The 19,108-nt window shown below is 67.5% G+C and carries 13 protein-coding genes and 1 tRNA gene; 11 read left to right on the forward strand and 3 right to left on the reverse strand.

What is annotated here, in order from left to right; translation table 11 throughout:
• Nucleotides 1-11 precede the first annotated feature (11 nt).
• Both purN and purM read right to left on the reverse strand, forming a co-directional pair.
• On the reverse strand, nt 12-575 hold the full coding sequence (gene purN / locus PX554_RS14170; RefSeq protein WP_093221919.1) for a phosphoribosylglycinamide formyltransferase: 564 nt from the start codon (nt 573-575) through the stop codon (nt 12-14).
• A 171-nt stretch (nt 576-746) separates the two neighbouring features.
• Nucleotides 747-1,841 carry a phosphoribosylformylglycinamidine cyclo-ligase gene (gene purM / locus PX554_RS14175; RefSeq protein ID WP_093221916.1) on the reverse strand — a complete coding sequence of 365 codons (1,095 nt, stop codon included), beginning with the start codon at nt 1,839-1,841 and terminating at the stop codon, nt 747-749.
• Between the two features lie 63 nt (nt 1,842-1,904).
• Here purM and PX554_RS14180 point away from each other — a divergent pair, with 63 nt between their 5' ends.
• Genes PX554_RS14180 through PX554_RS14195 form a run of 4 tightly spaced genes read left to right on the forward strand, consistent with a single transcriptional unit; the run spans nt 1,905 to nt 7,457 of the window.
• Complete coding sequence (locus PX554_RS14180) at nt 1,905-3,164, forward strand: hypothetical protein (RefSeq protein ID WP_093221914.1); 1,260 nt, start codon at nt 1,905-1,907, stop codon at nt 3,162-3,164.
• Between the two features lie 56 nt (nt 3,165-3,220).
• The gene (locus PX554_RS14185; RefSeq protein WP_420833455.1) at nt 3,221-3,793 is read left to right on the forward strand and encodes an HdaA/DnaA family protein; all 573 of its coding nucleotides are present in this window, start codon (nt 3,221-3,223) and stop codon (nt 3,791-3,793) included.
• On the forward strand, nt 3,793-5,967 hold the full coding sequence (locus tag PX554_RS14190; RefSeq protein WP_275502767.1) for an RNA degradosome polyphosphate kinase: 2,175 nt from the start codon (nt 3,793-3,795) through the stop codon (nt 5,965-5,967). Before PX554_RS14185 ends, PX554_RS14190 begins: the two co-directional genes overlap by 1 nt.
• Nucleotides 5,964-7,457 (forward strand): Ppx/GppA phosphatase family protein, encoded by a 1,494-nt coding sequence (locus tag PX554_RS14195; RefSeq protein ID WP_420833456.1) that lies wholly within the window; start codon nt 5,964-5,966, stop codon nt 7,455-7,457. Before PX554_RS14190 ends, PX554_RS14195 begins: the two co-directional genes overlap by 4 nt.
• 190 nt (nt 7,458-7,647) lie before the next feature.
• On the opposite strand, the gene PX554_RS14200 is transcribed toward PX554_RS14195, so the two are convergent.
• Complete coding sequence (locus PX554_RS14200) at nt 7,648-8,115, reverse strand: Lrp/AsnC family transcriptional regulator (RefSeq protein ID WP_069206059.1); 468 nt, start codon at nt 8,113-8,115, stop codon at nt 7,648-7,650.
• A gap of 192 nt (nt 8,116-8,307) precedes the next feature.
• Here PX554_RS14200 and PX554_RS14205 point away from each other — a divergent pair, with 192 nt between their 5' ends.
• From PX554_RS14205 to PX554_RS14235, 7 genes are all read left to right on the forward strand, one after another.
• Complete coding sequence (locus PX554_RS14205) at nt 8,308-10,065, forward strand: sensor histidine kinase (protein ID WP_338061595.1); 1,758 nt, start codon at nt 8,308-8,310, stop codon at nt 10,063-10,065.
• A gap of 3 nt (nt 10,066-10,068) precedes the next feature.
• Nucleotides 10,069-11,139, forward strand: a complete 1,071-nt coding sequence (locus PX554_RS14210; RefSeq protein ID WP_275502775.1) for a polysaccharide deacetylase family protein — start codon at nt 10,069-10,071, stop codon at nt 11,137-11,139.
• Nucleotides 11,130-11,205, forward strand: a tRNA-Ile gene (locus PX554_RS14215). The genes PX554_RS14210 and PX554_RS14215 overlap by 10 nt, the downstream gene beginning before the upstream one ends.
• 255 nt (nt 11,206-11,460) lie before the next feature.
• The gene (locus tag PX554_RS14220) at nt 11,461-12,054 is read left to right on the forward strand and encodes an RNA polymerase sigma factor (RefSeq protein ID WP_275502777.1); all 594 of its coding nucleotides are present in this window, start codon (nt 11,461-11,463) and stop codon (nt 12,052-12,054) included.
• Nucleotides 11,978-12,961 (forward strand): FecR family protein, encoded by a 984-nt coding sequence (locus PX554_RS14225; RefSeq protein ID WP_275502779.1) that lies wholly within the window; start codon nt 11,978-11,980, stop codon nt 12,959-12,961. Before PX554_RS14220 ends, PX554_RS14225 begins: the two co-directional genes overlap by 77 nt.
• 144 nt (nt 12,962-13,105) lie before the next feature.
• On the forward strand, nt 13,106-15,880 hold the full coding sequence (locus PX554_RS14230; protein ID WP_420833457.1) for a TonB-dependent receptor plug domain-containing protein: 2,775 nt from the start codon (nt 13,106-13,108) through the stop codon (nt 15,878-15,880).
• Between the two features lie 16 nt (nt 15,881-15,896).
• Nucleotides 15,897-19,043: an amidohydrolase family protein gene (locus tag PX554_RS14235; protein ID WP_275502784.1), complete on the forward strand. Its 3,147-nt coding sequence runs from the start codon at nt 15,897-15,899 to the stop codon at nt 19,041-19,043.
• Nucleotides 19,044-19,108 lie beyond the last annotated feature (65 nt).

The following is a 19,108-nucleotide window of genomic DNA, read 5'->3' on the forward strand; positions in this document are numbered from 1 at the left end:
ACTCACCTTGGCTACGAAGTCTGGGCGACGAACTCTGCCAGAACGCGCGGATACAGGCGATGCTCCGCGACCAGCACGCGCGCGGCGAGCGTTTCGGCGGTGTCGCCCGGCTCGATCGGCACTTCGGTCTGGCCGAGCACGGCGCCGCCATCGAGCTCCTCGGTGACGACGTGGACCGAGCAGCCGCCGTGGCTGTCGCCCGCCGCGATCGCGCGGGCGTGGGTGTCGAGCCCCTTGTACTTGGGCAGGAGCGAGGGGTGGATGTTGATGATGCGGCCGCGCCAGCGCGCGACGAAATCGTCCGAGAGCAGCCGCATATAGCCGGCAAGCGCGATCGTGCCGACGCCGGCCTCGCGCAACGCGGCGTCGAGCGCGGCCTCGAACGCGGGTTTGCCGATGCCCTTGGGCGAGAGCGCCCAAGTGGGCAGGCCCCGCGCCTTCGCCCAGGCGAGCCCGGCGGCATCGGGTTTGTCGGAGGCGACCAGCGCGACCTGGTAGGCGTCGCCCGCGGCGGCGACGATGCTCATCATGTTCGAGCCGCGCCCGGAGATGAGGATGGCGACGCGATGTTTCATTGCGGAGATTCCGGGCAAAAGTTGCGCGGACCGGAGCTTTGTGTTCCCACGGAGGCGGGAACCCAGCGGCAAGGGGAACGCCGATGCGTAGCGCGCGCGACTCTGGGCTCCGGCCTGCGCGGGAGCATCGCGAGGGCTCTCGCCAAGGGTCGACCCGCGCCGATGATGCGGTCAGGCATGCAGGTGCGTCGCCGACCAGGCATCGCGGCCGCCCCAGGTCTCGATGCGCCCGTTGACGGTGCAGCCGCGCTCGCCCGCGACGATCTCGCCGATGCGCAGCACGGTTTCGCCCGCGCCTGCGAGCATCGCCGTCACGTCGTCGGCGTCGTTGGCGGCGACCACCACCGCCATGCCGATCCCGCAGTTGAAGGTGCGCGCCATCTCGCCCGGCTCGATGCCGCCCTGCGCCTGGAGGAACGCCATCAGCCGCGGTTGCTCCCAGGCGTCGGCGTGGATCATCGCGTGGGTGCCTTCGGGCAGCACGCGCGGGATGTTTTCGAGCAGGCCGCCGCCGGTGATGTGCGCGAGGCCCTTGATGCGGCCGACGCGCAGCGCCGGCAGCAGGCTCTTCACATAAATGCGGGTCGGCGCCATCAGCGCGTCGATCAGCAGCGTGTCGATATCGAAGGGGGCGGGGCGGTCGAGCTTCCAGCCCTTGTCGGCGGCGAGCCGGCGAACCAGCGAGAAGCCGTTCGAGTGGACACCGCTCGAGGCGAGGCCGAGCACGACATCGCCCGCCGCGATATGCTTGCCGGTCAGCACGCGGTCGCGCTCGACCGCGCCGACGCAGAAGCCGGCGAGATCATAGTCGCCGGGCGCGTACATGCCCGGCATCTCGGCGGTCTCGCCGCCGATCAGCGCGCAGCCGGCTTGCAGACAGCCTTGCGCGATCGAGGCGACGACCCGCTCGGCGACGCCGGGCTCCAATTTTCCGGTCGCGTAATAATCGAGGAAGAACAAGGGCTCGGCGCCCTGGACGATGAGATCGTTGGCGCACATCGCGACGAGATCGATCCCGACACCATCATGGTGACCGGAGTCGATCGCGAGCTTGAGCTTGGTGCCGACGCCGTCGTTCGCGGCAACGAGCAGCGGATCGGTGAAGCCCGCCGCCTTCAGATCGAAGAAGCCGCCGAAGCCGCCGAGATCGGCGTCTGCGCCCGCGCGGCGCGTCGCCTTGGCCAGCGGGGCGATCGCGCGGACGAGCGCATTTCCGGCCGCGATCGAGACGCCGGCCTGCGCATAGGTGTAGGGTTTGTCGCTCATACTGCGTCGCCTAGCCATATCCCGCTTGGATTTCCACGCCTGCTTCGCCAAAAGGGCGCCGACATGCCGCCGCGCCTTTCCCGCCCGTTCCAGTTTCTCGTCGCATCGGCGCTCGTCGCCAGCGGTGGCTTGCTGCTTGCCCAGGATGCCGCGCCGCCGGCGCCGACCTCGCCATCAGGGGCGATCGGCGACGGATCGGGCAGCTATGAGGTCAGCGGAATCCGCGTCGACGTGAGCGCGGGCAATGCCGACGCCGCGCGCTACGCCGGCTGGCGGCTCGCGCAGCGCAAGGGCTGGCAGATGCTCGCCCAGCGGCTCGGCGCGAGCGTGGGCGGCGTTTCCGACGGAGCGCTCGATTCGATGGTGTCGGGCATCATCGTCGAGAACGAGCAGATCGGCCCCAACCGTTATATCGCGCGCCTCGGCGTGCTGTTCAGCCGCGCCCGGGCGGGCGCGCTGCTCGGCGTCGCCGATCAGGAACAGCGCTCGACATCGATGCTGACGATTCCGATCGCCTATTCGGGCGGAGCGGGAATCGCGTTCGAGCAGGACAATCCGTGGGTGCAGGCGTGGGGGCGCTTCCGCACCAGCACCAGTTTGATCGATTATGTGCGGCCGAGCGGCACCGGCAATGATTCGCTGCTGCTCAACCTCGGCCAGACGACGCGGCCGGGGCGCGCGTGGTGGCGCACCGTGCTCGACCAATATGGATCGAACGACATCCTCGTGCCGATCGTGCGGCTGTCCCGGCAATGGCCGGGCGGCCCGATCATCGGCGCGTTCGAGGCGCGGCATGGGCCGGACAACAAGATCGTTACGCGCTTCACGCTGCGCGTCGGCAATGCCGATGCGCTGCCGTTGCTGCTCGACGAAGGCGTGAAGCGGATCGACGCGGCGTATCAGGCGGAGTTGCGCGGCGGTGCACTCCAGCCCGATTCCAGTCTCGCCTATGTGCCGCCGGTCGCGCCGACACCGACGCCCACCCCCACGCCGAGCGAAACCCCGACCGACGCGGTCTCGCCGAGCGGCGCGATCGCGCTTTCGCCGGGAGATACCGCGACGGTGGCGATCACCGTGCAGGTCGATACGCCTGGTGCCGCCGCCGTCACAGCGACCGAGGCGGCGCTCCGTGGCCTGGCCGGCGTGCGCAGCGCCGTCACCACCAGCCTCGCGCTGGGTGGCGTGTCGGTGATGCGCGTCACCTATGACGCCGATCCGGCGCTGTTCCGCGCGCAACTGGAGGCGCGGGGCTGGGTGGTGAACGGCACCGGCACCACGATTCGCATCCGGCGCGCGCAGACGACGGAGGGCAATCCGGGGTGAGCGCGCAACTCGCTTTGCCCCTGGAGTGGCCGGCGGACCCGCGTGACGATGAGTTTCTGGTGACCCAATCGAACGAACGCGCCGTCCAGCAGCTCGAACATTGGAGCACCTGGCCGGTCGCGGCGGTGGTGGTGACCGGCCCGCGCAAATCCGGGCGCAGCCTGCTCGCGCGGATCTTCGCCGCCAAGGCGGGCGGGCAGTTGATCGACGATGCCGAGCAGCAGAGGGAAGCCGACATCTTCCACGCGTGGAACCGCGCGCAGGAAACCCGCAAGCCGGTGGTGATCGTCGCCTATGCGCCCCCGCCCGAATGGGCGATCCGGTTGCCCGATCTGCGCTCGCGGCTGGTCGCCAGCCCGACGCTGCGGCTCGGCGACCCCGACGAGGCGCTGATGCGCGCGCTGTTCGAACGGCAGTTCTACCGGCGCGGCCTCGATGCGCGATCCGACCTGATCGAGTGGCTGGTGCGGCGGATCGAGCGCACGCATGTCGCGCTGCTGCGCGCGGTCGACGTGCTCGACGAGGCGGTGCTGGGCAGCCGCAAGCGGCTGTCGATCACGCTTGCGCGTGCGACCTTGGCCGAGGCAGGGCTGATCGACGGCACCCAAAGCGAATCGGCAGGCTCCTGATGACTCGACCCGCGCATATCGTCCGCATCGACAATGACGAAGATCCGTTCGCCGCGACCGAGGGCAGCGACCGCTATTTCAACCGCGAGCTGTCGTGGATGGCGTTCAACCGCCGCGTGCTGGAGGAAGCGCGCAACCAGGCGCACCCGCTGCTCGAGCGGCTGCGCTTCCTGTCGATCTCGGGATCGAACCTCGACGAATTCTTCATGGTGCGCGTTGCCGGGCTGAAGGGCCAGCAATTGCAGGATGTCGAGCGGCGCTCGCCCGACGGACTGAACAGCAGCCAGCAGCTCGCCGCGATCGTCGGCGAGGCGGACGAGCTGATCGAACAGCAGCGCACCGTGTGGCGTGAACTGCGCGGGCTGCTCGCCGGGACCGGGATCGTCGTGCTGAGTTCGCGCACGATAGACGAATCGGTCACGCCCGACGAACTGCGCTGGCTGGAGACGCAGTTCCGCGAGCAGATCTTCCCGATCCTGACGCCGCAGGCGCTCGACCCCGCGCACCCGTTCCCGTTCATGCCCAACAAGGGGCTGGCGGTGATGTTCGACATGGTCCGCGAATCGGACGAGCAGCCGATCCGCGAACTGGTGATGCTGCCGGCGCCGATGCCGCGCTTCCTGCGCATACCGGGCGAGACGGTGCGCTACGTCGCGGTGGAATCGCTGGTGAAGCGGTTCGCGCCGCTGATCTTCCCCGGCTACCGCGTGCTCGGCGGCGCCGAGTTCCGCGTGCTGCGCGACAGCGATATCGAGATCGAGGAAGAGGCCGAGGATCTCGTCCGCTACTTCGCCAACGCGATCAAGCGGCGGCGGCGCGGGCGCGTGATCCGGCTGGAGCTGGAAAGCGGCATGCCCGAGGATCTGGGCGCGGTGCTGCGCGACGAGCTCGGGTCCGACGCGTTCGTGACCGAGAGCGGCGCGTTTCTGGGCGTCGGCGATCTCGAAGCGTTGGTCGACGAGGATCGGCCGGACCTGAAATTCACGCCGTTCTCGCCGCGCTTCCCCGAGCGAATTCGTGAATTCGGCGGCGATTGCTTCGCGGCGATCCGGGCGAAGGATATCGTCGTCCACCACCCGTATGAGACGTTCGATGTGGTGCTCGCGTTTCTGAAGCAGGCGGCGGCGGACCCGGACGTGGTCGCGATCAAGCAGACCTTGTACCGCGCGGGCAAGCAATCCGCCGTCATCAACGCGCTGATCGCGGCGGCGGAAGCGGGCAAATCTGTGACGGCGGTGGTCGAGCTGAAGGCGCGCTTCGACGAGGAGCAGAACCTCCTGTGGGCGACCGCGCTCGAGCGTGCGGGCGTGCAGGTCGTCTATGGCTTCATCGACTGGAAGACGCACGCCAAGGTATCGATGGTGGTGCGCCGCGAGGCCGGGCAGTATCGCACCTATTGCCACTTCGGCACCGGCAATTACCATCCGATCACCGCGCGCATCTATACCGACCTCAGCTTCTTCACCGCCGATCCCGTGATCGGGCGCGATGCCGCGCAGATGTTCAACTATGTCACCGGTTATATCGAGCCGACCGGCATGACCAAGGTGAGCCTGTCGCCACGCGACCTGCGCCCGCGATTGATGGGGCTGATCGATTCGGAGATCGCCAACGCGCTGGCCGGCAAGCCCGCGGCGATCTGGGCGAAGATGAATTCGGTGGTCGATCCCGCCGTGATCGAGAAACTGTACGAGGCGAGCAACGCCGGGGTCGAGATCGACCTGATCGTGCGCGGCGTCTGCTGCCTGCGGCCCGGCGTTCCCGGCATGTCCGAGAACATTCGCGTCAAATCGGTGATCGGCCGGTTCCTCGAACACAGTCGGATCTGGTGCTTCGGCAACGGCAAGGCGCTGCCCAACGACGGCGCCAAGATCTTCATCTCCTCGGCCGACTGGATGCAGCGCAATTTCGACCGGCGCGTCGAATATATGCTGCCGATCGAGAACCCGACCGTCCATGACCAGATTCTCGATCAGGTGATGGTCGCCAATCTGATCGACAACGAGCAGAGCTGGGAATTGCAGCCCGATGGCAGCTACGTCCGCGACGATCCGGGCGACCGGCCGTTCAACCTGCACCGCTATTTCATGACCAACCCGTCGCTGTCCGGGCGCGGCGCCGCGCTGACCGCGAGCGATGCGGTGCCCAAGCTGTCGCTGCGGCGCACGCGCTGAGCGTGGTTTTGTTCGGCAAGGGCACCGACGGTGCGGGCGAACCGCGCACCGCGATCATCGACATCGGCTCGAACTCGATCCGGCTGGTCGTCTATCAAGGGCCGGCGCGGCTGCCGGCGATCCTGTTCAACGAGAAGGTGATGGCGGGGCTGGGGCGTGGCCTCGCCGAGACGGGCGCGATCAACCGCGATTCGCTGCGGATGGCGGAGGACGCGCTGCACCGCTTCGCCGCGGTCGCGCGCGAGATGGAAGTCGACCAACTGCGCACCGTCGCGACCGCCGCCGTGCGCGACGCCAGCAACGGGGGCAAGCTGCTCGCTATCGCCGAGGCGGCGGGTCTCGAGGTCGAGCTCTTGTCGGGCGAAGAGGAGGCGATCGGCGCGGGCTATGGCGTGCTCTCGGCGATTCCCGAGGCGAACGGCATCGTCGGCGATCTCGGCGGGGGCAGCCTGGAACTGATCCGGGTCGCGGGCGGCGGCGTGCAGGACCGGGTTTCCTTCCCGCTCGGCGTGCTGCGCGTGGCGGCGATCCGCGCCAAGGGGCCGGGCGCGCTCCAGCGGCGGGTGGCGCGGCTGATCGCGGACGCCGGCTGGAGCGGGCGCGGCGAGGGGCTGCCGCTGTATCTGGTCGGCGGATCGTGGCGGTCGCTGGCGCGGCTCGACATGCATCTTCGCGAATATCCGCTGCCGGTGATCCACCAATATGCGATGCCACGCGGCGCGATCACGCGGATGAGCCGCACGATCGCGCAGGTCAACAAGAGCTGGCTGCGCGCGGTGCCGGGGCTGCAATCCGGGCGCGCGGGGACGCTGAGCGATGCGACCGCGGTGCTGGCGGTGCTGCTCAAGCAGCTCAAGTGCGAGCGCACGATCGTCTCGGCTTACGGCCTGCGCGAAGGGTTGCTCTATCAGGCGCTCGATCCGGCGACGCGCGCGCTCGATCCGCTGATCGTGGCGGCGCGCGACGAGGGGCGGTTGCACGGCCGCTTCGCCGAACATGGCGATCTGCTTGACGGCTGGATCGCGCCGCTGTTCGCGCAGGATGCGCCGGCGATGGCGCGGTTGCGGCTGGCGGCCTGTCTCCTCGCCGACGTCGGCTGGCGCGCCAACCCCGATTTCCGCGCCGAACGCGGGGTCGAGATCGCGCTGCATGGCAATTGGGTGGGGATCGACGGACGCGGGCGCGCGCTGGTGGCGCAGGCGCTGTTCACGAGCCTTGGCGGCGGGACTGATGCGCCCGCGCCCGTGGCGGCGCTGGCGCCGCCGGCGGATCTCAAGCGCGCGGTCGGCTGGGGGCTGGCGATGCGGCTCGGCCAGCGGCTGAGCGGTGGGCTGGAGGGACCGTTACGCCGCACCCGGCTTAGCGACGAGGGCGGCGCGGTGGTGCTGAGCGCGCCAAGCACGGACCGCGCGCTCTATAGCGAGGCGGTGGAGCGACGGCATACCGCGCTGGCGGCGACGTTGGGGCGGACGGCGATCTTCACGGCGTAGGGCGATTGCTCCGGGCGCTGTGACTCTACCGCACTTGGGACAATCGGCTTCCCCCTCGGTTCGTCCCGAGCGAAGTCAAGGGACCACCGAAGCGCACGTGTCTCGACTGCGTTCTACACGAACGATTGGCTTACAGGCGTCCTCGCCTTCGCTCAGCGCGAACGGGCTTCCGCGTTCAGCAATCGAAAGGTCACCCCACCCGTACCGGTATTCCGGGCAGCGCCTTGGCGGTGCGGATCGTGAGCGAGGTCTTGACGCTGGCCACGTTGGGGGCGGGGGTGAGATGGGTCATCAGGATTTCCTGGAAGCCCTTGAGATCGCTGGCGACGATCTTGAGGATGAAGTCGATCTCGCCGTTGAGCATGTGGCATTCGCGCACTTCGGGGATGGTCGCGACATGCGCCTCGAACGCGGCGAGATCCTGCTCGGCCTGGCTGCGCAGCGAAACCATCGCGAATACGGTGATCGGATAGCCGAGCGTTGCGGCATCGAGATCGGCGTGGTAGCCGCGGATCGCACCGGCTTCCTCCAGCGCGCGCACGCGACGCAGGCAGGGCGGCGCGGTGAGGCCGACGCGTTCGGCGAGTTCGACATTGGTCATGCGTCCGTCGCGCTGTAGCAATTCGAGAATCCGCCGGTCGATCTGGTCGAACGCCATTACGAGCCGCTCCGCTTAAACATAGCTTTTCCAATGCCTGAAGGTGCTTTATCATAAGATAATTACCAGAGAACGCAATTGTCCCACATTGCAACGGCGCAAAATCAGCTATTCCAGTGCGCGCAGGCGCACGTTAAGGTTTCATGACGGCGCGCGGACCCGCGCAAGCCGAGATCAAAGGATGTTTGCCGCTTGCGGTTCGACGACAGTCTCGAAACGGTGCTTTCGGCCGACATGTCGACGCCGTTCGGCGCGCAATCGGCATGGCGGCAGCTCGTCGATCTGATCGGGCGGGGCCGCGCCGGGGCCGGGCCGGAGACGATGGCGCGGCTGCGCGTGCTGCGCGACGCGGTGCCCGTGACGGTGCGTGCCGCCAGCGCGCGGGCGCTCGCCGCCGCCGAACCGCCGGCCGCACTGGTGCGCCTGTTCGCCGAGGACGACGCCGCTGTCGCCGCGCCGGTGCTGCGCGCGGCGCGGCTTGACGAGCATGCGTGGATCGCGCTGCTGCCGGGCTTGTCCTCGGTCGCGCGCTCGGTGCTGCGTCATCGCCGCGATCTGCCCGTCGGCGTGACGCGCGCGCTCGAAGCGTTCGGCAGCGTCGACTTCGTGCTCGACGCCTCGCCCGAGGCGCTCGCGACGGTCGAGACGCCGCGCAAGCCGGTGCTGGTCGCGCGCGCGCCCGACCCCGAGGCGGTGGCCGAGCCTGAGCCGGCGCGCGAAACCTCGTTCGCGTCGATCGCCAGCATCGCGCACGGCCTGCCGGTCGTCGCCGAGGCGCTGCGCCAGCACAATGCGCCGCCCGCGCCCACCGCCGACGGCACCTTCGAGATCGCCGATCTGGTCGCGCGGCTCGACGCCTTCCACCGCGAGCGCGATGAGAATGGCGCGCCGGCCCAGGCCGAAATGTTCGATCTGCCGACGATCGACGCGCGCGCCTTCCAGTTCGAGACCGACGCGAGCGGCACGATCCGCTGGGTCGAGGGCGTCTCGCGCGCGCCGCTGATCGGGCTGTCGCTCGACCAGATCGGCGAGGGCGCGGCGATCGACGGGGTCGCATCGGGCGCGTTCCGGCGGCGGTCGGGATTCGCCAACGCGCGGCTCGTGGTCGCAGGCACGTCGGACGCGGCTGGTCAATGGCGGATCAGCGCGATGCCGGTGTTCGACCGGGCGAGCGGGCGTTTCACCGGCTATCGCGGCTCGGCGCGGCGGCCGCGCGTGGAGGAAAGCGCCGAACTGTCGCGGGACCGTGGCCGCGCCGGGCCGGACGCGCTGCGCCAGCTCGTCCACGAACTGCGCACGCCCGCGAACGCGATCGCCGGTTTCGCCGAGATGATCGAATCCGAGATGCTCGGGCCGGTGCCGCCGGTCTATCGCGGGCGCGCCGGTGCGATCCGCGATCAGGTGCATGCGCTGCTCGGCGCGATCGACGATATCGACATGGCCGCGCGGATCGACACGCGCGCGCTCGATCTGCGGCAGGATGCGGTGCCGCTCGCGCCGCTGCTGGCGCGGATCGTCGGCGATCTCGCGCCGCTCGCCGATCTGCGCTCGGCGACGATCGATTGCCGCGCCGCACCCGACCTCGTCATCGCCGGGGACGACCGCGCGGTCGAGCGGCTGATCGGACGGCTGTTCGCCACGCTGCTCGCCTCGGCGCAGGCGGGTGAGCGGATCGGCGTAACCGCACGGATCGAGGATGCGCAGGCGGTGATCGTGTTCGATCGCCCGCGCGCGCTCGTGGCCTATCCGGCCGACGGGCTGTTGCGGATCGACGCCGAGACCGAAGCCGAACAGGCGGGCGCGCCGTTGCTCGGCACCGGCTTCGCGCTGCGGCTGGCGCGCAATCTGGCGGGCGAACTCGGTGGATCGCTGACGCTTGGCGACGCGGTCTTGACTTTGCGGTTGCCCGCCGTCGTAAGCGCCGGAATGGAACAGGCTTTTTCCAGCTAGATCGTGGCGCGCGCGCACCCGCCCGGATTCCGGCCGGAACCGCCGACCCCCGCCGATCTGGTCGCGTGGCCGGACGGTTTCGGCACGCGCTTCACCGTGTTCGTCGATACCGAGGAGGGGTTCGACTGGACCGCGCCGCTCGCGCGCACCGGCCATTCGCTTGAAGCGGTGACGGCGCTGCCCGAGGCGCACCGCCGCTTCGCCGATCAGGGCGTGCCGCTCACCTATATGGTCGATCATCCGATCGCGACCGATGCGCGGGCGGGAGATATCCTGCGGGGCCTGCTGGCGGACGGCGTCTCGGCGGTGGGTACGCAATTGCACGCCTGGGTCAACCCACCGTTCGACGAGGCGCTGACCCCGGCGAACAGCTATGCAGGCAATCTGCGCGAGGCGACCGAGGCGGCGAAGCTCGATGCGCTGGGCGCCGCGATCGAAGCCGCGTTCGGGCGGCGGCCGGTGGCGTATCGGGCCGGGCGCTATGGCATCGGTCCGGCGACGCTGCGGCTGCTCGCGGCGCGCGGCTACCGGCTCGATAGCTCGATGCGCGCGCGGTATCGCTACGACGCCGACGGCGGCCCGGATTTCGGCGCGATCGGCAATGCCGCGTTCCGCTGCGGGCCGGACAAGGCGATCGTCGAATTGCCGCTGACGACGGTTTTCACCGGCCGGCTGCGGTGGGGCGGCGCGCGACTGTACGACGCGCTCGGCCGGGTGCCCAAAGCGCGCGGACTGGCGGCGCGGCTTGGCTTCCTCGCCCGCGTCGCGCTCACGCCCGAGGACATGCCGCTTGCCGACGCGCTGGAGGCGATCGCGGTCGCGGTCGGCGAGGGCGTGCGCGTGCTCAACTTCGCGTTCCACTCGCCCTCGCTCGCGCCCGGCCATACGCCTTATGTGCGCGACGCCGCCGATCTCGCGTGCTTTCATCGTTGGTGGCGGGCGGTGCTCGCCGATCTCGACCGGCGCGGCATCCGCGCCGCCTCGCTCGACGCGCTGATCGCGGCCGCCGCGTGCGCCACGCCTTGCCACCGCGCGCCCCTATCCGCTAACGGGGGCGATCGGTGGGGCCTGTAGCTCAATGGTTAGAGCTGGCCGCTCATAACGGCTAGGTTGCGGGTTCGAGTCCTGCCGGGCCCACCATCTCTCCCGATCATGGCGTCCGTGAGATATAGGAAAAGCTTGTTTTCGCGGGCTTTTCCATGATTTTCTTCTCATGGGTGGTTCTGATGCGTCAGGGCTTTTCTTGAAACTTCGTAGGTTCGGGGTTGCGGCAGCTCGATGATGAGCACGCCAAGCTCAAGGAGTTGGTCGAAATAAGATAGGTAATCCGCATTGACATGAAAGTTTCTTCTAAAGAAAACGTGTGGGCCGAAGCGCGGTAATACGGGGTCGTCGATGGAACATGTTCGCGTGAAGCTCGACTGGTTCAAAACCACCATCCTACCGCATCAGGCGGCGCTGAGCGCCCGGGTACGGCGGCTGACTCAGGGCGACCATGAGCATCAGGATCTGGTCGCAGAGGTTCTCGCCCGCGCTTACGCAAACCCCAACTGGCGCGAGGTGACTCACGGGCGCGCCTATCTTTTCACCGTCGCGCGCAATCTCGTGATCGATCAGGCGCGCCGTGACAAGGTCGTCTCCTTCGACACGATCAGCGAGGTCGAACTGCTGCGTTCCGGGCTGGACAGCGAGGCGCAGCTTTGCGCGCGCGATGAACTACGCCGCGTGCAACACATCCTAGACAGTCTGCCTGACCAATGCCGCCGTGTATTCGTCGCGCGCCGCATCCACGAAAAATCCATGGCCGAAATAGCGGGTCAGATGGGCCTATCCGTTTCTACGGTTGAAAAACATTTGGGCAGGGCGATCCGCTTGTTTATGGCGGCATTGTCACAGCAAGGGAATGGCCCGGTTGAACAGGAGCGAAGGGCAGACGCGGGACGCGATCGAGACACAGGCCGCGGCCTATCTCGCCGCGTCCTTAGGTGACCTCGACCCTGCCGCGCGCCAGGCCATCGCCGACTGGATCGAGTGCGACCCGCGACATGCCGTCGCCTATGCGCAAGCGGAAGTGGCGTGGGACGCGGGCGAACGGCTGAAGGGACAGGACTTTTCGACACAGGCTTCGCTCCGGCCACCATCCATCCAACTGGCACGTGGCGTTACACGGCGGCGTCTTGTTGCCGGCGCGTCCGTAGCAGCGGCGGCTGCGGTCTTCGGCGCTCCGGTGTTCGTGTGGCTGGCACGAGCGACACGCTACAGCACCGCGATCGGCGAGGCGCGCGACGTGGCGCTGGCGGACGGATCGCGCGTTCACCTCAACACCGATAGTCAGGTCGAGGTCGCCTTGTCGGCGGCTCGCCGGCAGCTTTCGCTGGTCCGCGGCGAGGCGTATTTCGACGTCGCCCATGACGCCAAAAGGCCGTTCGATGTGGCGGTGCCGGGCGGTGTCGTGCGGGCGATCGGCACCGCGTTCAACATCCGCCTACGCGGTGCGATCGTCGAGCTGACCGTGACCCACGGTATCGTCGGCGTACGGACGGCGGAGGGGGTAATGCGACGGATACCGGCGGGGGAATCGGCCGTAATCCAGCCACGGACGGTCGCAGTCGGCAAAATGGACGAAAGCGCCATCGCCAAGCGCATCGCGTGGCGGGAGCGTATGATCCTGTTGAACGGCGAGACCGTCGGCGAGGCGGTCGCCGAGTTCAACCGATACCGCGCCGCGCCGATCCTGATCGGCGACTCGCGGATTGCCGGGCTGCGCATTGGCGGTCGCTTCCGCACCGATGAATCGTCGGACTTCCTGCAGGCGTTGGAGCAGACTTTGCCGGTGCATTCGGCAGAAGAAGACAGCGGCTCCGTGCTGCTGATGTATGCGGATCAGACGACCTAACAGCCGTCCCCGCTCACTGCGCGCCGCGCCCGGAATCTGAACTTTCTGTTACATTCGCATGGCGGGTTTCGCCTGCCAGTTCCGTTGTAGCGCGTGAGACGAAGATCGTCCGCTGTGGCTAAGGGGGAACTGCCAATGCGTTTGATGCTGCCCATGCTCTATACGTCCGCCGCGTTGGTCGCGGCGCCGGCTTTCGCGCTGAACCCGTCCGAGGCGCTTTCGGAAAAACATCATTTCGACATACCGGCGCAGGGCCTCAACGCCGCGCTGCTGTCGCTGTCCAGGCAATCGTCGATGCGCATCCTGTTCCCCTATGATGAGGCGAGCCGGTACGAGACGCGATCGGTGCGCGGCTGGTTCTCCACCAGCGAGGCGCTGTCTCGGTTGATCGACGGCACGCCCTTGCAACTCGCCTACGCGAAGGACCGCACATTCACCATTGCGACGCACGGTAAGGCCGGGCTGCGACCGGCGGGCTTCACGCGCGATGCGGTGGCGATACCCGCCGCTGCGCCACCCCCGAGCGAGCCCACGCCGGAGGAAGCCTCGCCAACCGACGTCATTGTCACGGGCACGCGCCAGACCAACCGCACCGTCGCGCAGAGCCTCGCGCCGATCGACGTGGTGAGCAAGGCCGATCTCCAAACTTCGGGAAAGCAATCGGTTCGCGACCTACTCGGCACGCTTGTCCCGTCGATCAGCGTTTCGAGCAGCGGTTCGGGCGCGAGTTTCGCGGTGAAGACACTGTCGCTGCGCGGGCTGGCGGGCGATCAGGTACTGGTCCTTGTCAACGGCAAGCGGCGACACAACACCGCGACCTTGTTCATCAACGGTACGACCCAGAACGGACAGTCGCCGCCAGATTTGGATCTCATCCCCGCAAATGCGATCGACCATATCGAGGTGCTGCGCGACGGTGCATCGGCGCAATATGGATCGGACGCGATCGCGGGCGTCGTCAACATCATCCTGAAGAAGGACGCCTCGGGTGCCGCGACGGTGATCGGCGGGGCGAATGGCGATGGCGGTGGTGAAACCGGGCGATTCCAGGCGGACAAGGGAATCACCACGTCAGGCGGCCATATCCACCTCTCCGTCGATGGCTATATGCAGGGTAGGACGATCCGGGGTGGGCCGAACCTGTCGCAACTCTATTTCCCGGGCGATCCGCGCGAGGCGACCGCCGACCGGCGCGTCAACAAGCCGGGGCAGCCACAGGTCGTCGGCATCAACGGTTCGGCCGATCTCGCCCAGACAATCGGCAGCGGTGCCGTGGAGGCGTATGTATTCGCTACCGGTTCCAAGCGCGAGGCCGACGCCTTCCTCACCTTCCGCAATCCCAATGCGACCAACAACATCCCCGAGATTTATCCCAACGGCTATATCCCGCACCTCCGCATCCACGACGAGGATTATCAGGTCTCAGGCGGTGTGCGGGGCGAGGGGCCGCTTGGTGTTCATTTCGACCTGGGCACCAGCTACGGATATGACAAGGTGCGCTACGTCGAAACGACCGCGCTCAACGCCTCGCTCGGGCCGGCGAGTCCGAGCACCTTCTATATCGGTAAGGTGATCGGCACCGAATGGACGACCAATCTCGACCTTACCAAGCGCGTGGACCTTGGCTTCGTCGAACCGCTGAAGATCGCGGTGGGTGCCGAATATCGCGAGGATACCTATGAGATCGGCGCGGGTGACGTGCCGTCCTATATCGACGGCGGCTATCGCACCCCTGCGGGCCAGCCCAATGCCGGCGTCATCCGTCAGGCCGGATCGCAGGGTGTCACCGGTTTCCCGCCATCGGCGGCAGGTTCGTTCGGACGCAACAACAAGAGCATCTATCTCGATCTCAGCCAGAAGATCGCGCGCTGGCTGGAGGTATCGGCGTCGGGCCGGCACGAAGCCTATTCGGATTTCGGCACCACCAACAATTACAAGGTCTCCGCGCGGATCGAGCCGGTGCGCGGCATCGCCGTGCGCGGCACGATCAGCACGGGTTTCCGCGCGCCCACGCTGCAACAGCAACATTATTCCTCGTCATCGACGATCGGCGTGCTGCTGCCCGGTGCGACCACGACGGTGCTGGCGCCCGTGCGAGCGCTGCCCGTCGACGATCCCGTCGCGCGCGCGCTCGGCGCTCAGCCGCTCAAGCCCGAGAAATCGACCAATTATTCGGCGGGTCTGGTGCTGACACCCGTCAACGCCCTCAACTTCACGATAGACGCCTATCAGATCGAGATCGACAATCGTATTTTGCTGTCGGGCACGCTGACCGGCGCGATCGCCGCCAACGGGACGTTGAACCCGGTCGCGACGATCCTCAACGCCGCCGGGCTCAATCCCGTGCAGAGCGGTTTCTTCTTTTCCAACGCGGCAAGCACGCGCACGCGCGGGCTGGATGTCGTCGCCACCTACCGCAAAGATCTGGGCGATTTCGGCAAGGTGGTGCTGACCGTGTCGGGCAACGTCAACAAGACCAAATTCACCCGGCTGGACGTGCCGCCCGTGCTGGCCGCGAAGGGGCTGTCACTGATCGACCGCGCGCGCCAGGGCGATTTCACCAAGGGTACCCCGCGCAACAAGGAGATCGTCAATCTCTATTGGACGCTCGGCGCAGTGTCGGCCAACGTGCGCGCGACGCGCTACGGCGAGGTGACGCAGGTCGCGGCGGCGCGGGCGGCGGACGGCATTTACCACGACGATACGGTCAAGCCGAAGACGCTGTTCGACCTCGAACTCGGCTACCAGCTGACCACGGGCATCAAGCTGTCGGCGGGAGCGAACAATCTGTTCAATATCTACCCGAGCAAGCTGTCGGCGGTGAACCAGGGCAATACCGGCTTCGCGCTCTACAATGCCTATTCGCCCTACGGGTTCAGCGGCGGCTTCTACTACGGCAAGATCAACCTCAGCTTCTGACGCGCGGAGTAAGCACATGACGGACAGGCATTCGCGCGGCGGGCTGACGCGCCGCGAAACCTTGGCGGCCGGCAGCGCGGGGGCGTTGATCGCCGGCGCTGCTGTCAGCGCGGCCGGCGGCGCTGGCGGGGCGGCCCCGGCCGCGATCAAGACGGTGGTGGTCGAAGACGCGACCAACGTCGCGCTCGCCCTCTCGCCCGATGGCAGCCATCTCGCCTTCGACCTGCTCGGCATATTGTGGACCGTGCCGATTACCGGCGGCGTGCCGACCAAGCTCACCGGCGCCTATGACGATCTCGGCCAGCCCGACTGGTCGCCCGATGGCGGGCGCATCGCCTTCCAGTCCTACCGCACCGGCAACTTCCACATCTGGACCGTGCCGGCCGCCGGCGGCGCGCTCGTCCAGCATACCGATGGCAGTTGCGATGACCGCGAGCCGCGCTGGTCGCCCGATGGCAAGACCATCGCCTTTTCCAGTGACCGCGCCGGCGGCCGCTATGCGATCTACCTGCTCGATGTGGCAAGCGGAGCCGTGACGCCGTTCTCGACCGGAACATCGCAGGATTCGGAACCGTGCTGGTCGCCCGATGGCCAGCGCCTCGCCTATATCGCGGACGGCACCCGGCTGATGATGGCGGACATCGGCGGCGGCGCGGCGCAGATGGTCGCGTCGGTTCCGATCTCGACCGACCGATTTCACGCGTCCGAACTGCACGCGCCGAGCTTCGCGCCCGACGGGCGGATCGCCTTCACCCGGATAGACAGCAAGGGGGTCACGCTCGTCGTGGATGGCAAGGACGTGATCGTCGGCGAAGATCTTTACCCGTTCCGCCCGGCGTGGATCGGCAAGGACTTCCTGTACGGATCGGGCGGCAAGATCCGGCGCTGGTCGGCGGGCGGCAGGAGCGTCGTCGCGATCAAATGCGCGGTGCCGGTCGCGACCCCCGCCTACAAGAAGAAGACGCGCGATTTCGACAGTACCACGCCCAAGCCGGTCGTCGGCATCGTCGGTCCGCAACTCTCCCCGGACGGGCGGCAGATCGTTTTCGGCGCGCTCAACGATCTGTATGTGCTGACCATCGGCGGCGTGCCCAAACCGCTGGTCGCGGACCCCTGGTACAAGGTGGACCCCGCCTGGTCGCCCGATGGCAAATGGCTGGCCTATGCCTGCGATCGCGGCGGTACGCTCGACATCTGGTTGCGCGATATGGCGAGCGGTGCGGAGCGGCAACTCACCAACCTGCCCAATCAAGGCGCGGTATCGCCAAGCTGGTCGCAAGACGGCAAGACGATCGCTTTCCTCGATCAGGACGGCGCGCTGCACACCGTCGATGTGGCGAGCGGTGCTGTGCGCAAGGTTTTCAACGCGCTGTGGGAACCCGGCCGACCAAGTTTCGGCCCCGATGGACTGACCATCGCCTATGCCGCGTTCAAACCCGTTAGCGCGCGCTACCGCGAGGGCCATTCGCAAATCCTGACCGTCGATGTCGCGACCGGGAAGGGGCGCTACACGCCGGTCGCGCCGGGCAAGTCGTTGGGCGTGCGCGGTCTCGACGGGCCGGTGTGGTCGCCGGACGGCAAGACGATGGCCTATGTCTTCGCCAGCACCCTGTGGACGGTCGCTGTGAACGCCGACGGCAGCTTTGCCGGAATACCGAAGCGGATCACGGGCGACGTGACAGACGCGCCGAGCTGGAGCGGTGACTCGCGTCATCTGCTGTATCTCAGCAACGGCGCGTTGAAGATCGTGCCCGTCACCGGCGGCGCGGCCGTCACGGTCCCGTGTCGGCTGACCTGGGCAAACGCCAAGCCGAAGGATCGAACGATCCTGCGCGTTGCGCGGTATTGGGATGGCAACAGCGCCGGCTATTCCGGGCCTGCCGACATCATCCTCGACGGCAATCGCATCGCCGCCATCGCCGCTGCAGGCAGCGCAAGCGACGTCAACGCAAAGGTCGAAGATGGGGCTGGGTTCACGCTGATGCCGGGGCTCATCGACATGCACACGCACCGCCAGATGCAGGGCTATAATTACGGCGACCGCATGGGCAGGATCTGGCTCGCGATGGGCGTCACCGCGACGCGCAGCCCGGGCGCGCCCGCCTATCACATGGTCGAGGATCGCGAGGCGATTCAGAGCGGCAAGCGCATCGCCGCGCGCCATTTCGCGACCGGCGAGGCGATCGACGGATCGCGCATCTACTATAACTTCATGCGGCCCGTCACCGAGCCGGGGCAGATGGCGCTCGAGCTGTCGCGCGCGAAGGCGCTCGATTACGACATGGTCAAGACCTATGTGCGGCTGCGCCACGATGTCCAGAAGGAGGTCGTCGAGCAAGCGCATGCGGTGGGCATGCACCTCAGCTCGCATTACCATTATCCGGCCCTGCTCAGCGGCATGGACGGCATGGAGCATCTCGGCGCGACCAACCGTTATGGCTATTCGCGCACCATCACCACCGACGGCGGCGGCTATCAGGACGTCAACGGGCTGTTTGCGGCCGCGCACGCCGGCCGCACACCGACGCTGTTCGTGGCGAGCGTGCTGCTGCGCGAGGATGACGGGCTGGCGCGCGACGCCCGCATCAAGACGCTGTTTCCGCCGTGGGAATATGCCAAATTGATGCAGCGCGTCGCCGCCATGCGCGATGGCGATCCGAACACGTTCCTCACCTCGCTACGCCGCCAGGTGGCGCAGATTCAGCAGACCATGGCACTCGGCGGAAGCGTGATCTCAGGCACCGACGCGCCGATCGACTTGGTCGCAATCAGCCTCCACCTCAATCTGCGCGGTATGGTCAAGTTCGGCATTGCACCGGTCGATGCGCTGAAGACCGCGACCAGCAACGCCGGCGCGTTCCTTGCCGAGCCGATCGGTCGGATCGCGCCCGGCATGCTCGCCGATCTCGTGCTGGTCGAAGGCGACCCCCTGACGCGGATCGAGGATGCCGCGGCGGTTCGCAAGGTGATCGCCAACGGCTATGTCCACACGCCCGAAGACTTGATGGCGCCTTTCGCCGCTCCCGCGCATAGCTCCGTTCGCAACCGCGAACTCCCCGCGCGCGACGGGCATTCTCATCAATTCTGGGAAACCGCCGCCTATGTTGAAAGCGGAAGAACGTCATGCTGCGCAGACCACTGGCATCCGCATCGGCAGGTTTAACGGCAAGGCACCGCGCACATCGCTTCAACTTGGCGCGGCGCCTCATACCCGAACGCTCTCACTTT

The organism is Sphingomonas pollutisoli, assembly GCF_029167165.1.
GTDB lineage: Bacteria > Pseudomonadota > Alphaproteobacteria > Sphingomonadales > Sphingomonadaceae > Sphingomonas > Sphingomonas pollutisoli.